General features: G+C 71.3%; 13 protein-coding genes. 9 read left to right on the forward strand and 4 right to left on the reverse strand.

The window, feature by feature from the left end:
• Window positions 1-4: 4 nt before the first annotated feature.
• On the forward strand, window positions 5-1,747 hold the full coding sequence (locus tag ACZ7M3_RS26955) for a pyruvate dehydrogenase (RefSeq protein WP_351311264.1): 1,743 nt from the start codon (window positions 5-7) through the stop codon (window positions 1,745-1,747).
• A 499-nt stretch (window positions 1,748-2,246) separates the two neighbouring features.
• Window positions 2,247-2,699, forward strand: coding sequence for an ATP-binding protein (locus ACZ7M3_RS26960; protein WP_472066265.1), 453 nt, complete (start codon window positions 2,247-2,249; stop codon window positions 2,697-2,699).
• 64 nt (window positions 2,700-2,763) lie between these two features.
• Here ACZ7M3_RS26960 and ACZ7M3_RS26965 read toward each other — a convergent pair whose 3' ends face one another.
• Both ACZ7M3_RS26965 and ACZ7M3_RS26970 read right to left on the reverse strand, forming a co-directional pair.
• Complete coding sequence (locus tag ACZ7M3_RS26965) at window positions 2,764-3,816, reverse strand: DUF2637 domain-containing protein (RefSeq protein ID WP_351705749.1); 1,053 nt, start codon at window positions 3,814-3,816, stop codon at window positions 2,764-2,766.
• Between the two features lie 318 nt (window positions 3,817-4,134).
• Window positions 4,135-5,013, reverse strand: a complete 879-nt coding sequence (locus tag ACZ7M3_RS26970; protein ID WP_472066267.1) for a (2Fe-2S)-binding protein — start codon at window positions 5,011-5,013, stop codon at window positions 4,135-4,137.
• A 156-nt stretch (window positions 5,014-5,169) separates the two neighbouring features.
• On the opposite strand from ACZ7M3_RS26970, the gene ACZ7M3_RS26975 reads away from it, so the two are divergent.
• Together ACZ7M3_RS26975 and ACZ7M3_RS26980 are read left to right on the forward strand one after the other, a co-directional pair.
• Entirely contained in the window at window positions 5,170-6,030 is an 861-nt protein-coding gene (locus ACZ7M3_RS26975; RefSeq protein ID WP_472066269.1) for a GntR family transcriptional regulator, read from the forward strand.
• A 272-nt stretch (window positions 6,031-6,302) separates the two neighbouring features.
• On the forward strand, window positions 6,303-6,602 hold the full coding sequence (locus ACZ7M3_RS26980; protein ID WP_472066271.1) for a hypothetical protein: 300 nt from the start codon (window positions 6,303-6,305) through the stop codon (window positions 6,600-6,602).
• Between the two features lie 118 nt (window positions 6,603-6,720).
• Here the strand turns inward: ACZ7M3_RS26980 and ACZ7M3_RS26985 are convergent, their stop codons facing one another.
• Both ACZ7M3_RS26985 and ACZ7M3_RS26990 read right to left on the reverse strand, forming a co-directional pair.
• Window positions 6,721-7,494 (reverse strand): hypothetical protein, encoded by a 774-nt coding sequence (locus ACZ7M3_RS26985; protein ID WP_472066273.1) that lies wholly within the window; start codon window positions 7,492-7,494, stop codon window positions 6,721-6,723.
• Between the two features lie 149 nt (window positions 7,495-7,643).
• A complete protein-coding gene (locus tag ACZ7M3_RS26990) occupies window positions 7,644-9,317 on the reverse strand; it encodes a PucR family transcriptional regulator (RefSeq protein ID WP_472066275.1) in 1,674 nt (557 codons plus the stop codon).
• A gap of 342 nt (window positions 9,318-9,659) precedes the next feature.
• Here ACZ7M3_RS26990 and ACZ7M3_RS26995 point away from each other — a divergent pair, with 342 nt between their 5' ends.
• From ACZ7M3_RS26995 to ACZ7M3_RS27015, 5 genes are all read left to right on the forward strand, one after another.
• The gene (locus tag ACZ7M3_RS26995) at window positions 9,660-10,550 is read left to right on the forward strand and encodes an FAD binding domain-containing protein (RefSeq protein ID WP_067375649.1); all 891 of its coding nucleotides are present in this window, start codon (window positions 9,660-9,662) and stop codon (window positions 10,548-10,550) included.
• Window positions 10,550-11,134, forward strand: a complete 585-nt coding sequence (locus tag ACZ7M3_RS27000; RefSeq protein ID WP_060901054.1) for a (2Fe-2S)-binding protein — start codon at window positions 10,550-10,552, stop codon at window positions 11,132-11,134. Before ACZ7M3_RS26995 ends, ACZ7M3_RS27000 begins: the two co-directional genes overlap by 1 nt.
• Window positions 11,135-11,136: 2 nt before the next feature.
• Window positions 11,137-13,521 (forward strand): xanthine dehydrogenase family protein molybdopterin-binding subunit, encoded by a 2,385-nt coding sequence (locus tag ACZ7M3_RS27005; RefSeq protein WP_472066277.1) that lies wholly within the window; start codon window positions 11,137-11,139, stop codon window positions 13,519-13,521.
• Between the two features lie 109 nt (window positions 13,522-13,630).
• Entirely contained in the window at window positions 13,631-15,088 is a 1,458-nt protein-coding gene (locus tag ACZ7M3_RS27010; protein WP_472066279.1) for an NCS2 family permease, read from the forward strand.
• A 55-nt stretch (window positions 15,089-15,143) separates the two neighbouring features.
• A complete protein-coding gene (locus ACZ7M3_RS27015) occupies window positions 15,144-16,295 on the forward strand; it encodes an XdhC family protein (protein ID WP_472066281.1) in 1,152 nt (383 codons plus the stop codon).
• The last annotated feature ends 5 nt before the right edge of the window (window positions 16,296-16,300 follow it).

A 16,300-nucleotide genomic window follows, 5' to 3' on the forward strand; every position in this document is an offset into this window, starting at 1 on the left:
CAGCATGGCCAAGCAGAACGTCGCCGAGCAGTTCGTCGACATCCTCGTCCGTGCGGGCGTCAAGCGCCTGTACGGCGTCGTCGGCGACAGCCTCAACCCGGTGGTGGACGCGATCCGGCGCAACGCCGCGATCGACTGGATCCACGTCCGGCACGAGGAGACGGCTGCCTTCGCCGCGGGCGCCGAGGCCCAGATCACCGGCAAGCTCGCCGCCTGCGCCGGCTCCTGCGGCCCCGGCAACCTCCACCTCATCAACGGTCTGTACGACGCCCACCGCTCCATGGCCCCGGTCCTCGCCCTCGCCTCGCACATCCCCTCCAGCGAGATCGGCCTCGGCTACTTCCAGGAGACCCATCCGGACCAGCTCTTCCGCGAGTGCAGTCACTACAACGAGATGATCTCCAACCCGAAGCAGATGCCGAGGCTGCTGCAGACCGCCATCCAGCACGCGGTGGGCCAGTCGGGTGTCAGCGTCGTCTCCCTCCCCGGCGACATCGCCTCCGAGCCCGCCCCGGACAAGGCCCTGGAGACCGCCCTCGTCACCTCCCGGCCCACGGTCCGCCCGGGCGACACCGAGATCGACAAGCTCGTCGCGATGATCGACGAGGCCGACCGGATCACGCTCTTCTGCGGCAGCGGCACGGCGGGCGCGCACGCCGAGGTCATGGAGTTCGCGGAGAAGATCAAGTCCCCGGTCGGACACGCGCTGCGCGGCAAGGAGTGGATCCAGTACGACAACCCGTACGACGTCGGTATGAGCGGTCTGCTCGGCTACGGCGCCGCCTACGAGGCCACCCACGAGTGCGACCTGCTGATCCTGCTCGGCACCGACTTCCCGTACAACGCCTTCCTCCCGGACGACGTCAAGATCGCCCAGGTCGACGTCCGGCCCGAGCGCCTGGGCCGCCGCTCCAAGCTGGATCTGGCGGTGTGGGGCGATGTGAAGGAGACCCTGCGCTGTCTGACGCCCCGGGTGAAGCCCAAGGGGAACCGCCGTTTCCTCGACAAGATGCTGAAGAAGCACGCGGACGCGCTCGAGGGTGTCGTCAAGGCGTACACGCGCAAGGTCGAGAAGCACGTGCCGATCCACCCGGAGTACGTGGCCTCCGTCCTCGACGAACTCGCCGACGAGGACGCGGTGTTCACGGTCGACACCGGAATGTGCAACGTATGGGCGGCCCGTTACATCTCGCCCAACGGCCGCCGCCGGGTCATCGGTTCGTTCTCGCACGGTTCGATGGCGAACGCGCTGCCGATGGCGATCGGTGCCCAGTTCACCGACCGGGAGCGGCAGGTCGTCTCGATGTCCGGAGACGGCGGGTTCGCCATGCTGATGGGTGACTTCCTCACCCTCGTCCAGTACGACCTGCCGGTGAAGGTCGTCCTCTTCAACAACTCCGCCCTGAGCATGGTCGAGTTGGAGATGCTGGTCGCCGGGCTGCCCTCGTACGGGACAACGAACAAGAACCCCGACTTCGGGGCCGTCGCGCGTGCGTGCGGGGCGTACGGCGTGCGCGTCGAGAAGCCCAAGGACCTCACCGGCGCCTTGAAGGCCGCCTTCAAGCACAAGGGCCCCGCCCTCGTCGACGTCGTCACCGACCCCAACGCCCTGTCCATCCCGCCGAAGATCAGCGCGGAGATGGTGACCGGATTCGCCCTGTCGGCGTCGAAGATGGTCCTGGACGGGGGCGTCGGCCGGATGGTGCAGATGGCCCGCTCCAACCTGCGCAACGTGCCGCGTCCCTGACCGCTGACCGTTTCCTTGCCCGGCCATCGCTGCGGGTAGGGGCCTGCCGCGCCGCCTCCCCGTCCAGTACGGCCATACCCGCAGCCGAGACTCGGTAGATGGGCCGAGCGCCCGCGGTCAACACGTCGCCCGGGAGGGGAGGCGCCGGGTGGTGCGGGTCCGCCGGGCGCGCCGCCGCCGTGCGCCGGGGCCGAACCGTGCGCCTCAAAAGGCGTTGAGCAGGCGTTGAGCAGGGCGAGCAGGGCTTTCCACGGGGCGGATCGCCGTCGCGTCGGCCTGCTCCGGAGATCCCTGACGTACGGGCTGAGCCGCCCCACGGGCCACCGCTGCGGCGCGACGCCGTGCTTCCGCTCGGGATTGGCTGGTGGTTGACCATTCGACATGACTGCTGCGTCCCCGATGGGGCATGGATTCCCGTGAACATGTTCGATCAGGAGGGGAACCCGACATCGGCATGCAGGCGGGGGTCATGAAGAGGCAGGTACGAGGGGGCGGTCCCGTGGCCATCGGGGCCTCCTCGGCACAGGCAGTGGAGGAAGAAGCGACCGAGGGCACGAGGGACCCGGCCGCCGCGCAGCTCAGGCGGCGGCTGGCCAGGGCCGATCTACGGGCGGTGCCAGAGGCCCGCAGAGCGCTGAGGGAACTCTTACGGCACTGGGGGAAGCCGGAGAAGTCCGAGATAGCCGAGTTGCTGACCAGCGAACTCGTCACCAACGCCCTCATCCACACCGACCACGACGCGGTCCTGACGGCCACCGTCGGACCCCGTGGACTCCGCGTGGAGGTAAGGGACTTCGTGGGACGCAGGCCCAGACTGCGGGTACCGATCGCCGACGACGGTACGCACGGCAGAGGCCTCGTCCTGGTCCAGTCCCTCGCGGACGCCTGGGGGGTACGCCCCCACGGCGTGGGCAAGTCGGTCTGGTTCGAACTGGACGGCGGCGCGGTGTAGTCACCGCGCCGCCGTAATTCCTGTCCGGGGTCCGGCCGTTCAGCGGCCGGACCACCCCGGTGTCTCAGCCGAACTGCTGCTCCAGGTCCTTGAGCTTGCGCTCCAGGGAGTCGAGTCGCGGCAGGGCCATCGTGTCGTCCTCCGCGGTGAGATCGACGGTGATCGGGTCACCACTCTTGCGGACGGGCTGAAGGGAGGGCCGTGAGCGTACGGGCAGCTCCGGCGCCGCTATGGCAGGCTCCGCGGTGGCCTGCGCGGGAGCACGCTCCACGGTCGTCTCCAGCTGCTGCCGGCCACCGCCGCCACCACCACGGCCGGGCAGGCCCCGGTGACCGCGGCTGAGCGCCTTGAGGTGTGCCCGCTCGACCCGCTCCTCGTTGCGCCGACGCAGACGGTTCTGCTCCTTCTGGCGCTTGTCCTCGCGGACCTCTTCCACCGCCTCGTCCAGCGTGCGGACGTTCTCCAGGAGCATCAGCGACCAGGCGCTGTACGTCTCACGGGGCGCGCGCAGCCAGCGGACGATACGGATCTGCGGCAGCGGACGCGGGACCAGGCCCTGCTCACGCAGCGCGGCACGGCGGGTCTGCTTCAGCGCCCGGTCGAACAGCACGGCGGCCGACAGGGACATGCCCGCGAAGAACTGGGGAGCGCCCGAGTGGTCCACACCCCGCGGAGCGTGCACCCAGTTGAACCAGGCGGCGGCACCGGCGAAGGTCCACACGAGGATCCGGGAGCCGAGCGCCGCGTCACCGTGGCTGGCCTCGCGCACGGCGAGGACGGAGCAGAACATGGCCGCGCCGTCCAGACCGAACGGGACGAGGTACTCCCAGCCGTCGGTGAGTCCGAGGTTCTGCTGGCCGAAGCCGACGAGGCCGTGGAAGGAGAGCGCCGCGGCGACCGCGGCACAGCAGAAGAGCAGCACATAGGAAGCCGTGCCGTAGACGGCTTCCTTACGCCTGCGACGCTCCTCGCTGCGCTCCCACGAGTCGTCGTTGTTGCTGCTCGTGTTCTCCCCGGACCGCTTGCTGCGCGCGAGCACCGCCACCGCCGCCAGCAGTCCCAGGAGCAAAACGGCGCCCGGAAGCAGCCAGTTCAGCGATATGTCGGTCAATCTCATCTGGGGTCCCTTGCATTGGGATAGGGCGTAACGCCCGCCATATTGGCCCACGCCCGTCGGCCCTCAGGGGGTTTCGGGGCAAGAGGCCGCCAAGAGAGTGCAAGGGGATGCGCAGGGCGACATTCTGCTCGAACTGCCGCGCGAGGGACGGGAGCTGAGTGCGAATAAGATTACCCGTACGGATGGTTCTACGGAAAGTTCCTGCGACAAGTGAGGAAGTTGTGAAGTGCCTGTCATCTGTCGGGCACCCGTCGGGGGTCTCCATCGGAGTTGATCTTAGAGCACCCGGGAGGCCCGTCCGTACGGCGGGGCCGGCGATCAATCCGTCGCGGTGGCCGTCAACTTGGCGATGCGGTCCGTGTCGCAGGTGCGCGGGCAGTTGACGCAGGTGTCCTCGGGATTCAGGGTGTAGAAGAAGCAGCAGCTCGCCCGGTCGCGGGTGGGCAGGGACTCCCCGTTCGGGCCGCTCAGCTCCCTGAACGCGGCGGAGCCGACGTACGGCCGGGTCGCCCCCGGCAGCAGCAGCTCCAGCTCGCGCCGCGCGCGCGGCTCCTCGCCGAGCAGTTCGGCGACGTACCAGAGGCCCTCGACGACCTCGTCGGTCGCCATGCCCCACAGGGCCCGGCCGCGGCGCCGCATGCGCGGGCCGAAGCCGCCGAGGACCGGCTCCAGGTGTTCGGCCGCCGCCGCCCGCACCTCGGCCCGCAGTGCCTCCTCGTCCGGGACGACCCGGGCGCCGGGCAGCCGGGCTGCCGGGTCGCCCGGCAGGCAGGCGAATTCCTCGACCCGGACCGCCATCCGGCCGAGCGTGCGCTGGAATGTGACGCGCTCCACAGGGAGGCGGGGCACCCGGCGCAGCAGGAACCACGGGACGGTGATCAGCAGGCAGGCCGGCCAGGCGTACCGGTGCAGCCCGAAGCTCGCCACCACGTCCGGGCGTGCCCGCTGTCCGTAGTCCCTGATGACCTGCGCCTCGTCCCAGGCGAGGAAGGTGTCGAGGTCCGCCCCGCCCGCCGCGAGCCCGGCGGCGGCGACCCAGCCGTCGCCCTCCGGGGCCGCTTCCCCGTGTCCCAGTTCCCGCACGCTCAGCTCCGGAAAGACCTCGGTCAGCCGGGTGTACGCGTCCGTGACGGCGGAGCGGGCGGCGTGGGGGTCGGCGAGGCCCGGGGTGCCTGTGGCCAGGGCGGGAGCGGACATACGGGTACCCCGCTTCACGATCGTTGACAGGTTAGGCTTACCTTACCCCCAATATCGGATGTTTGAACTGGGGCCATGTGCGCCTATGGTGCTTGACGGACGGGTAACAACCGCCGCAATGACCCCCAAGTACCACCAAGCCCGGAGGAGGACCCCGTGGAGCAGGCCGGTTCGCTGGGCGCGCGCGTTTCCACCGGGTCGGCGGCCCCGGACATCCGTACGGCGTCCGTCCGGGTGCCCGCACAGGCGCGGGCGGCGGACGTCGAGCGGGAGCGGGGTGTCGCCTCCGACGAGTCCCGGTCCGCGTCCGGGGCCCGTGGCGAGCACACCCACAGCGAGCCGCCCGTCCCGCACCCCCGCGTGGCGGCCGCGCGCCCCGTGGAGGCCGCGCGCCCCGTGGTCCAGCGGGCCTCGGTCCGCGGGCAGATCCTCGACGCCCTGCGCACCGCCCTCGTCGCGGGCGAACTCGCCCCCGGTCAGGTGTACTCGGCGCCTGTGCTCGGCGAACGCTTCGGGGTGTCCGCCACACCCGTGCGCGAGGCGATGCAGCAGCTCGCCCTCGAAGGCGCGGTCGAGGTCGTACCGAACCGGGGCTTCCGGGTCGTCCGGCGCGGGACGCGCGAGCTGGCCGAACTCGCCGAGATCCGCGCCCTCCTCGAAGTCCCGGTGGTGCTGCGCCTCGCCCGCACGGTGCCCGCCGCGCGCTGGGCCGAACTGCGCCCGCTCGCCGAGGCGGCGGCGCGTGCCGCGTCCGCGGGGTGCCGTGCCACCTACGCGGAGTGCGACCGCGCCTTCCACCACGCGATCCTCGCCCTCGCCGGCAACGACCAGCTCGTGCAGATCGCCGACGACCTGCACCGCCGCGCCCAGTGGCCCCTCGTCGGCGGCCCCGTCCCGCGCGGCCGCGCGGACCTCATGGCCGACGCCGCCGAGCACCTCGCCCTCCTGGACGCCCTGACCGCCCAGGACCTCCCGGCCGTCCAATCCCTCGTACGAGAGCACTTCGCCGACAGCTAGGTCCTGTCGTCGAACTCCCGTCGTCCGCCCGAAGGGCGGGCCTCGCGGCGTCATGGGTTGTTCGAGCGAAGCCGAGAACTTGGGGGCGCGTGCATGGCGTCGCGGGGCAGACGGGAGTTTGACGACAGGGCCTAGGGCCGGTCCGGTACGTGGCCTTCCCCTGGTGGACGTCACGGCTCCGTGGGCGCCGGGTAACAGGACGCGTCGCCGGGAACCCGGACGGTCCCGCACGCGTGTCCCCCGGTACCAGCAGCACACCGGGGGAGAAGACGATGCCCGACCCGTCCTGGCAGGCGATGCAGCAAGCTCAGCAGGCCCAGCAGATCCACCAGAACCACGTACGCCACCACCGCGCGGCGCACGACATGGCCCGGGCCCACGCCCGTCACACCGGGGCGCCCCACACGCACCGCCCCGTGCCGCACACCGGCGCCCGGGGCGGCGGCCTGCGCGGCCTCCTGGTCCTGATCATCACCGTCGGGGTCGTGGTCTACTTCGCCCACGACCCCGAACTCCGCACCGCGGTGGGGAACTTCGCCCGCAACCTCTTGGCGCACGTTCAGAGCAACTGACCCGGTCCGGCGAACGCGGGTGACTGCAGCGCCCCTTCAGGGGCGCGGGGCCGTGACACATGCGGCTCCGCCGCGCGGGCGCGACCAGCCACGATTCACCCGCACTCGCCGCACGACCTCAAGCGGTTGCGGCGGGCGGAGTCAATTGCCGCGCCAGCCACGTCGGTACACCCCCGAGCAACCGGAACAACCGCCCCGCCTCCGCCCGCAACCGCGTCGCTTCCGGCTCGACCTCGGCGTCCGCGAGCGAGGCCAATGCCGGGGCCGTGCCCACCAAGTAGCCCAACTCCTCCCGGATCCGCAGGGATTCGCCGAACCCGTGCCGCGCCTCGGCCAACTCCCCGTCCCGCAGGGCGAGTCCGGCAAGGTGCCGCCAGGTGAAGGAGAGCAGGAGCGGGTCGCCCTGGGCGACAGCGCCCGCGTGGGCACGCCGGTACGCGGCCCGCGCGGCCTGCGGCGACTGCGCGAGGTTCTCGGCGAGCAGCCCGCGTCGGAAGTCCAGCAGCGCCCGCCCCGGCGCCCCCGGGGCGATCAGCGCGGCGGCCCGCCCGAGCGCGGCCCGCGCCTCGTCCGCCCGGTCGCGCACCCCGAGCAGCGTGGCCGCGTACGCGAGCTGCCCACGCTCACAGGCCGCCGCCCCGCGCTCGTCGTCGCTGTGGGCCACCGCCTCCGCCGTCCGCAGCGCGTCCTCCGCCTCGGCCCAGCCCTGCTCGGTGTACAGGCACCGCTCGACGAGGAGCGAGGCTCTCTGCAGTGCGGGGCCCGCCGTCCCGGGCTCGAGCAGTGCGGCCGCGTCGACCCAGCAGGCGCGCGAGCGCAGCCGCCATACCGCGGTCTGGAGTGGATCGTCCCCTGCGTTCGTTCCGGAACCAGACATGGCGGTATGCGCCACGTTGCCCTCCCCGAGCACGCCATTGAGCTGTTGAGTGGTGGCATCTCAGCACGGATCGCGGTACCCGGCCAAGGGGGTGGGTGAAGGATTTCACAAAGTCGTGGGACTGGTGCGGCACTTGCTGACACGCGCCGCACGGACCCGTGACCTCAGCTCATGCGCAACGCGAGGAAGAAGTCGAGCTTGTCCTCGAGGCGGGAGAGGTCCCGGCCCGTCAACTGCTCGATGCGGCCCACCCGGTAGCGCAGCGTGTTGACGTGCAGGTGGAGCCGCGTGGCGCAGCGCGTCCAGGAGCCGTCGCAGTCGAGGAACGCCTCCAGGGTGGAGATGAGTTCGGCGCGGTGGCGGCGGTCGTAGTCGCGGAGCGGGTCGAGCAGGCGCGCGGTGAAGGCGCGGCGTACGTCGTCCGGCACGAAGGGCAGCAGGAGGACGTGCGAGGCCAGCTCCTGGTGTCCGGCCGCGCAGACCCGGCCGGGGCGGGCGGCGGCGACCCGGCGCGCGTGCCGGGCCTCCTCCAGGGCGCCGCGCAGCCCCTCGGCCGAGTGCACGGCGGCGCTGACGCCGAGCGTGAGCCGCCCGTCGTCGTTCAGGCCGGCCGACAGCGGGTCGCGTACGGCCTCCAGGAGGGAGTCCGCGAGGATGCCCGACTCGGAGCCGTCGTGCTCCGCGGAGACCGCCGGAAGGGGGACGAGCGCGATCGCCTCCTCACCCGTATGGGCGACGGCGATCCGGTCGGAGTGCTCGGGGCCGCTGGTCAGCGGGTCGACGAGGATCTCCTCCAGGAGCGACTGGGCGACCGGCCCGCCCTCGACCTCGCCGCCGTCCCACTCGACGCGGGCCACCACCACCTGCCAGTGCGGTGCGGCGCCGAGCCCGGGCAGCAGTACCGGCGCGGCGACGCGCAGCCGGGCCGCGATCTCCGCGGGGGCCGCCCCCGTCTGCACCAGTTCGAGGACCTCCTGCGCGAGCCGGCGCCGTACCGTGCGCGCCGCGTCCCGCCGGTCCCGCTCGACCGCGATCAGCTGGGTGACGCCCTGGAGCAGGTCGAGCCGCTCCGCGGGCCAGTCCCCGGCGTCCGCCTCGACCGCGAGCAGCCAGTCGGAGAGCACCGTCTCGCGTACGTCGCGGGAGGCGGCCGCGGAGCGCCCGGAGGAGCGGATCGGGAAGAGGGAGTAGGTCGTCGTGCCCAGGAGCACCCGGTGCGGTCCGCGCCGCCCGGTGCGCGCCGCCGCGAGGTGCTCCGCGGCCAGCTTCGCGGACACGTCGGCGGGCAGCGCGGCCCCGGCGAGCTTCGAACCGGCGATGGGGCGTCCGGTGGGGGAGAGCACCCAGGCCCGCAGGTCCAGGTCGGTGCCGAGCAGGTCGAGGACCACGTCGGGACCGCCGCCCGCCGGGCCGGACGTCATCATCCGCCGGTGCCGGTCCACCACGGCCGCGAGGTCCCCGGCGCGCTCGCCCGAGACCTGGCGTACGACATGCTCGGTGATCGTCGCGAACGCCACCGACTCGTGCACGGCGAACAGCGGCAGCCGGTGCCGCACGCAGGCCAGGACGAGGTCCTCCGGGATGTCGCCGAGCTCCGCCTCACCGGCGGCGAGGGCCGCGACCCCGGCGGCCGCCAGGATCCGTACGAAGGGCTCGGAGTCCGCGGCGCCGTGCCGCCAGGCGAGCCCGGTGAGGACCAGCTCGCCGCCGGAGAGATAGCGGCTGGGGTCCTTGAGGTCCGTGGTCATCACACCGCGTACGGTGCGGTCCAGCTCGTCCTCGCCGCCGAGCAGCCGCAGGCCCAGCGCGTCGGTGTCCAGCAGTGCGCGCAGCCGCATTCTCGTCGCCGCCGTTCTTGTCTCGAAATCTACGATGGATCTGAAGGTGAGCAATGGGCGAGCGGGTCCGCGAGCCGTACTCCCTGGTCCCAGCGTGTGCTGGATGTTTCCTGTCGTTTCCATAGGAAAACGAGGAGGTTACTGATGACCTCCGTTCATACGAATCTACAAGATGACCGCCCTGGCCAGCCAACTCCTTCATGGTTTCGGTGACTGACCCCGGTGGAGGACAGCGCGGTGTACTGACCTCACTCCACGTGAACAACTCATGAACGAGCCCGGGCCGCCGCACACGATCTGGCTTGATCAGAACGACCCACGATACGAAGAAGAGAGCCACTCATGGACTTCCTTCGCCCCGCCAGCTGGGAGGAGGCGCTCGCCGCGAAGGCCGAGCACCCCACCGCTGTGCCGATTGCGGGTGGCACCGATGTGATGGTCGAGATCAACTTCGATCACCGTCGGCCCGAGTACCTCCTCGACCTGAACCGCGTCGGCGAGCTGAGCGAGTGGGAGGTCGGCGAGGAGAGCGTGCGCCTGGGCGCCTCCGTCCCGTACACCCGGATCATGGAGAACCTCCGCGGCGAGCTTCCCGGCCTGGCCCTGGCCTCCCACACCGTGGCCTCTCCGCAGATCCGCAACCGCGGCGGCGTCGGCGGCAACCTCGGCACCGCCTCCCCGGCCGGCGACGCCCACCCCGCCCTCCTCGCGGCCGGCGCCGAGGTCGAGGCCGAGTCCGTACGGGGAACGCGGCTGATCCCGATCGACGCGTTCTACACCGGCGTGAAGCGCAACGCGCTCGCGCCCGACGAGCTGATCCGCGCCGTCCACATCAAGAAGGCCGACGGCCCCCAGCAGTACTCAAAGGTCGGCACCCGCAACGCCATGGTGATCGCGGTCTGCGCCTTCGGCCTGGCCCTGCACCCCGAGACGCGTACGGTCCGCACCGGCATCGGCTCCGCCGCGCCCACGCCGGTCCGCGCCAAGGCCGCCGAGGAGTTCCTGAACGCCGCGCTCGACGAGGGCGGCTTCTGGGACAACGGCAAGATCATCACCCCGTCGGTCGCCAAGCAGTTCGCGGACCTCTGCTCCGCCGCCTGCAACCCGATCGACGACGTCCGGGGCACCGCGAGCTACCGCCGCCACGCGGTCGGCATCATGGCCCGCCGCACCCTGACCTGGACCTGGGAGTCGTACCGCGGCACCGCCGCTCACACGGAGGGAGTCGCGTAATGCGTGTCAATTTCACGGTCAACGGCCGTCCCCAGGAAGCCGACGACGTGTGGGAGGGCGAGTCCCTGCTGTACGTGCTGCGCGAGCGCCTGGGCCTGCCCGGCTCCAAGAACGCCTGCGAGCAGGGCGAGTGCGGTTCCTGCACGGTCCGCCTGGACGGTGTGCCGGTGTGTTCGTGTCTGGTCGCGGCCGGCCAGGTCGAGGGCCGCGAGGTCGTCACGGTCGAGGGCCTCGCGGAGTTCGCCAAGCAGCGTGCGGAGCACGGCGGTTGCGCGACCGGCTCCTGCGGCACCTCGCTGGACGAGGCCAGGCGCTGGGAGTCGAAGCCCCAGGACTCCCACACCGGCGAGGGCGGACAACTCTCCCCGATCCAGCAGGCGTTCATCGACGCGGGCGCCGTCCAGTGCGGCTTCTGCACCCCGGGTCTGCTGGTCGCCGCCGACGAGATGCTGGAGCGCAACCCCACGCCGACCGACGCGGACATCCGCGAGGCGCTCTCCGGCAACCTGTGCCGGTGCACCGGCTACGAGAAGATCATGGACGCGGTCCGCCTCGCGGCCGCCCGGCAGTCCGAGGCGGTCTGACCATGGGAACCACGGGTACACCCACCAACCTCACGCAGGGCTCCAAGACCAGGGGCGGCATCGGTGAGTCGACGCTCCGCCCGGACGGCATCCTCAAGGTCACCGGAGAGTTCGCGTACTCCTCCGACATGTGGCACGAGGACATGCTCTGGGGCCAGATCCTGCGCTCCACGGTCGCCCACGCCGAGATCGTCTCCATCGACACCGGCGAGGCCCTCGCGACGCCCGGCGTCTACGCCGTCATGACGTACGACGACCTGCCGACCGCGGTGAAGAACTACGGCCTGGAGATCCAGGACACCCCGGTCCTCGCGCACGGCAAGGTCCGCCACCACGGTGAGCCGGTCGCGATCGTCGCCGCCGACCACCCGGAGACCGCGCGCCGCGCCGCCGCCAAGATCAAGGTCGAGTACCGCGAGCTGCCGGTCATCACGGACGAGGCGTCCGCGACCGCGCCGGACGCGATCCTGATCCACGAGGGCCGCGACGACCACCACATCGGCCATGTCCCGCACCCGAACATCGTGCACCGCCAGCCGATCGTCCGCGGCAACGTCGAAGAGGCCGCCAAGAAGGCCGACTTCGTCGTCAAGGGCGAGTACACCTTCGGCATGCAGGACCAGGCGTTCCTGGGCCCCGAGTCCGGTCTCGCCGTGCCCGCCGAGGACGGTGGCGTCGACCTCTACATCGCCACCCAGTGGCTGCACTCCGACCTGCGCCAGATCGCGCCCGTCCTCGGCCTGCCCGAGGACAAGGTCCGGATGACGCTCTCGGGCGTCGGCGGCGCGTTCGGCGGACGCGAGGACCTGTCGATGCAGATCCACGCCTGCCTGCTCGCGCTGCGCACCGGCAAGCCCGTCAAGATCGTCTACAACCGTTTCGAGTCCTTCTTCGGGCACGTCCACCGCCACCCCGCGAAGCTTTACTACGAGCACGGGGCGACCAAGGACGGCAAGCTCACCCACCTGAAGGCCCGGATCGTCCTGGACGGCGGCGCCTACGCCTCCGCCTCCCCCGCGGTCGTCGGCAACGCCTCCTCGCTGGGCGCGGGCCCGTACGTCGTCGACGACGTCGACATCGAGGCCATCGCCCTCTACACCAACAACCCGCCCTGCGGCGCCATGCGCGGCTTCGGCGCGGTCCAGGCCTGCTTCGCCTACGAGGCCCAGATGGACAAGCTCGCCGACAAGGTGGGCATGGACCGGGTGGCCTTCCGTCAGCTCAACGCGATGGAGCAGGGGACCGTCATGCCGACCGGGCAGGTCGTCGACTCGCCGGCCCCGGTCGCCGAACTCCTGCGCCGGGTCAAGGCGATGCCCATGCCGCCGGAGCAGCAGTGGCTCACCGCAGGCGAGGCGGCCGACGTACGGCAGCTGCCGGGCGGCCTCTCCAACACCACGCACGGCGAGGGCGTCGTACGCGGTGTCGGCTACGCGGTCGGCATCAAGAACGTCGGCTTCTCCGAAGGCTTCGACGACTACTCGACGGCCAAGGTGCGCATGGAGGTGGTCGGCGGCGAGCCGGTCGCGACCGTGCACACCGCGATGGCGGAGGTCGGCCAGGGCGGTGTCACCGTCCACGCGCAGATCGCCCGCACCGAGCTGGGCGTCACCCAGGTGACCATCCAGCCGGCCGACACCCAGGTGGGCAGCGCCGGTTCGACGTCCGCGTCGCGGCAGACGTACGTCACCGGTGGCGCCGTCAAGAACTCCTGCGAGCTCGTCCGCGAGAAGGTCCTGGAGCTGGGCCGCCGCAAGTTCGGTACGTACCACCCCGCTTGGGCGACCGCGGAGCTGCTCCTGGAGGGCGGCAAGGTCGTCACCGACGGCGGCGAGGTCCTCGCCGACCTGGTGGACGTGCTCGGCGACGAGTCCGTCGAGATCGAGGCCGAGTGGCGGCACCGCCCGACCGAGGCCTTCGACCTGCGCACCGGACAGGGCTTCGGCCACGTCCAGTACACGTTCGCCGCGCACCGCGCGGTCGTCGAGGTCGACACCGAACTCGGGCTGGTCAAGGTCATCGAGCTGGCCTGCGCCCAGGACGTCGGCAAGGCGCTCAACCCGCTGTCCGTCGTCGGCCAGATCCAGGGTGGCACCACCCAGGGCCTGGGCATCGCGGTCATGGAGGAGATCATCGTCGACCCCAAGACCGCGAAGGTGAAGAACCCCTCCTTCACGGACTATCTGATCCCCACGATTCTCGACACGCCGACCATCCCGGTCGACGTGCTCGAACTCGCCGACGACCACGCCCCGTACGGGCTCCGTGGCATCGGCGAGGCCCCGACCCTGTCGTCCACGCCGGCCGTCCTCGCGGCGATCCGGAACGCGACGGGTCTGGAGCTCAACAGGACGCCGGTTCGCCCCGAGCACCTGACCGGCAAGTAACCCTCTGTTCGTCTCGGGCCGTCCCCCGGGTCGTGCACCATCCCAAATCCCGCAGCAACCACCGTGGTTGCTGACGCGGGTGCCCCTGTGAACCTTGGGAGATGGCACCATGACCCAGCAGTCAGTGGAGCCCAGGACCGTCGCCGACGACGCGGGTGCGGGAACCCGCGTCCCGGCCGGGCGGTCCTGGCTCGACCGTTACTTCCACATATCCCAGCGGGGATCCACGGTCGCGCGTGAGGTGCGCGGCGGCGTCACCACCTTCATGGCGATGGCGTACATCCTCCTGCTCAACCCCCTGATCCTGTCCGGCAAGGACGCGGCGGGTCACACACTCGGCCAGAACGCGCTGATCACCGCGACCGCGTTCGCGGCGGCCCTCAGCACGCTTCTGATGGGCTTCTTCGGCAAGGTGCCCCTGGCCCTCGCCGCCGGACTCTCCGTCTCCGGAGTGCTCTCCTCGCAGGTCGCCCCGCAGATGACCTGGCCGCAGGCCATGGGCATGTGTGTGATCTACGGAGTGGTCATCATGCTCCTGGTCGTCACCGGCCTGCGAGAGATGATCATGAACGCGATTCCGCTGGCGCTGAAGCACGCCATCACCATGGGCATCGGCCTGTTCGTCGCGCTGATCGGCTTCTACAAGGCCGGTTTCGTGCACCAGGGGAAGTCCACCCCGGTCACCCTGGGCCCGGCCGGTGAACTCGCCGGCTGGCCGGTCCTGCTCTTCGCCGCCACGCTGCTCGCCATCTTCATGCTCCAGGCGCGCGGCATCCCCGGCGCGATCCTGATCGGCATCGTCGGCGGCACCGTACTCGCCGTGGTCCTCAACGCTCTTGGCGTCATCGCCCCGAAGCAGTGGGCGAGCGGCGCCCCCGAACTGCACGGCGGCGCGGTCTCGATGCCGGACTTCTCACTCTTCGGCAAGGTCGAGTTCGGCGGCTGGGGCGACGTCGGAGTGATGACGGTCGGCATGATCGTCTTCACGCTGGTCCTCGCCGGGTTCTTCGACGCGATGGCCACCATCATCGGCGTCGGCACGGAGGCGGGGCTCGCCGACGCGCAGGGCCGGATGCCGGGTCTGTCCAAGGCGCTGTTCATCGACGGCGCGGGCGGAGCGGTCGGCGGGGTCGCGGGCGCGTCGGGCCAGACGGTCTTCGTCGAGTCCGCGACCGGGGTCGGCGAAGGCGCCCGTACGGGCCTGTCCTCCGTCGTCACGGGCCTGTTCTTCGCGGCCTGCCTCTTCTTCACGCCGCTGACGGCGATCGTCCCCGGCGAGGTCGCGGCGGCGGCACTGGTCGTCATCGGCGCCATGATGATGATGAACGCCCGCCATGTGGACTGGGCCGACCGCGCCACCGCGATCCCGGTCTTCCTGACCGTCGTCGTCATGCCGTTCACGTACTCCATCACCGCGGGCGTCGCGGCCGGAGTGCTGTCGTACGTCGCCATCAAGATCGCCCAGGGCAAGGCCCGGGAGATCGGGGCGTTCATGTGGGGCCTGGCGGCGATCTTCCTCGTCTTCTTCGCCCTGAATCCGATCGAGAGCTGGATGGGCGTGCACTGACACGCCTCTTCCGGTCGACGACCCTCCACGCACCCCCTGTCAAGGAGACCGAGACATGCTGGACATCGCCGAAGAGCTGCACCGGTGGGTCGAGCGGGGACGCGACTTCGCCGTGGCCACCGTGGTGGCCGTCAGCGGCAGCGCGCCCCGCCGGCCCGGCGCCGCACTCGCCGTCGACGCCGACGGCACGGCGATCGGCTCGGTCTCCGGCGGGTGCGTGGAGGGCGCGGTCTACGAACTGTGCCGGCAGGCGCTCGAGGACGGCGAGAGTGTCCTGGAGCGCTTCGGATACAGCGACGAGGACGCCTTCGCCGTCGGTCTGACCTGCGGTGGCGTCATCGACATCCTCGTCACGCCGGTCCGGGCGTGCGACCCCGCCCGGCCGGTGCTGGGCTCCGCGCTGGCCGCCGCCGCGCGGGGGGAGGCGGCGGCGGTCGCGCGGATCGTCGGCGGTCCCGCCGAACTGCGGGGCCGGGCGCTGCTCGTCCGCCCCGACGGCTCGTACGAGGGCGGCTTCGGCGCCCATCCCGAGCTGGACCGCACGGTGGTCGGCGAGGCGGGCGCCTTCCTGGACGCGGGTCGCACCGGCATCCTGGAGATCGGAGAGCAGGGCTCTCGTTGCGGAGCGCCGCTCACGGTTCTCGTCGAGTCGTCCGTGCCGCCCCCGCGCATGATCGTGTTCGGCGCGATCGACTTCGCGTCGGCGCTGGTCCGCATCGGCAAGTTCCTCGGATACCGCGTCACGGTGTGCGACGCCCGCCCGGTCTTCGCGACCGCCACCCGCTTTCCCGACGCCGACGAGATCGTCGTCGAGTGGCCCCACACGTACCTGGAGCGCACGGAGGTGGACGCCCGGACCGTCCTGTGCGTCCTCACCCACGACGCCAAGTTCGACGTACCGCTGCTGAGGCTCGCGCTGCGACTGCCGGTCGCGTACGTCGGCGCGATGGGCTCCCGGCGCACGCACCTGGACCGCAACGACCGCCTGCGCGAAGTCGGCGTCACCGAGCTGGAGTTGGCGCGCCTCAGGTCCCCCATCGGCCTCGACCTGGGCGCCCGCACCCCGGAGGAGACGGCCCTGTCCATCGCCTCGGAGATCGTGGCCAACCGACGCGGGGGGAGCGGGGTGTCGCTCACCGGGGCACACACGCCGATCCACCACGACGTGACGTCGGCCGCGGCGCGGCGGATCGGGTCGGTGGCCTGAGCCGG

It is taken from the genome of Streptomyces sp. NPDC111656 (genome assembly GCF_055656965.1).

Excerpts from the sequence above, each read along its gene's own strand:
- ACZ7M3_RS27000 (WP_060901054.1), top strand. The coding sequence starts at position 10,550 with ATGCGTGTCAATTTCACGGTCAACGGCCGTCCCCAGGAAGCCGACGAC.
- ACZ7M3_RS27010 (WP_472066279.1), top strand. The coding sequence starts at position 13,631 with ATGACCCAGCAGTCAGTGGAGCCCAGGACCGTCGCCGACGACGCGGGT.
- ACZ7M3_RS26970 (WP_472066267.1), bottom strand. The coding sequence starts at position 5,013 with ATGTCCGCTCCCGCCCTGGCCACAGGCACCCCGGGCCTCGCCGACCCC.
- ACZ7M3_RS27005 (WP_472066277.1), top strand. The coding sequence starts at position 11,137 with ATGGGAACCACGGGTACACCCACCAACCTCACGCAGGGCTCCAAGACC.
- ACZ7M3_RS26955 (WP_351311264.1), top strand. The coding sequence starts at position 5 with ATGGCCAAGCAGAACGTCGCCGAGCAGTTCGTCGACATCCTCGTCCGT.
- ACZ7M3_RS26990 (WP_472066275.1), bottom strand. The coding sequence starts at position 9,317 with ATGCGGCTGCGCGCACTGCTGGACACCGACGCGCTGGGCCTGCGGCTG.
- ACZ7M3_RS26965 (WP_351705749.1), bottom strand. The coding sequence starts at position 3,816 with ATGAGATTGACCGACATATCGCTGAACTGGCTGCTTCCGGGCGCCGTT.
- ACZ7M3_RS26980 (WP_472066271.1), top strand. The coding sequence starts at position 6,303 with ATGCCCGACCCGTCCTGGCAGGCGATGCAGCAAGCTCAGCAGGCCCAG.
- ACZ7M3_RS27015 (WP_472066281.1), top strand. The coding sequence starts at position 15,144 with ATGCTGGACATCGCCGAAGAGCTGCACCGGTGGGTCGAGCGGGGACGC.
- ACZ7M3_RS26995 (WP_067375649.1), top strand. The coding sequence starts at position 9,660 with ATGGACTTCCTTCGCCCCGCCAGCTGGGAGGAGGCGCTCGCCGCGAAG.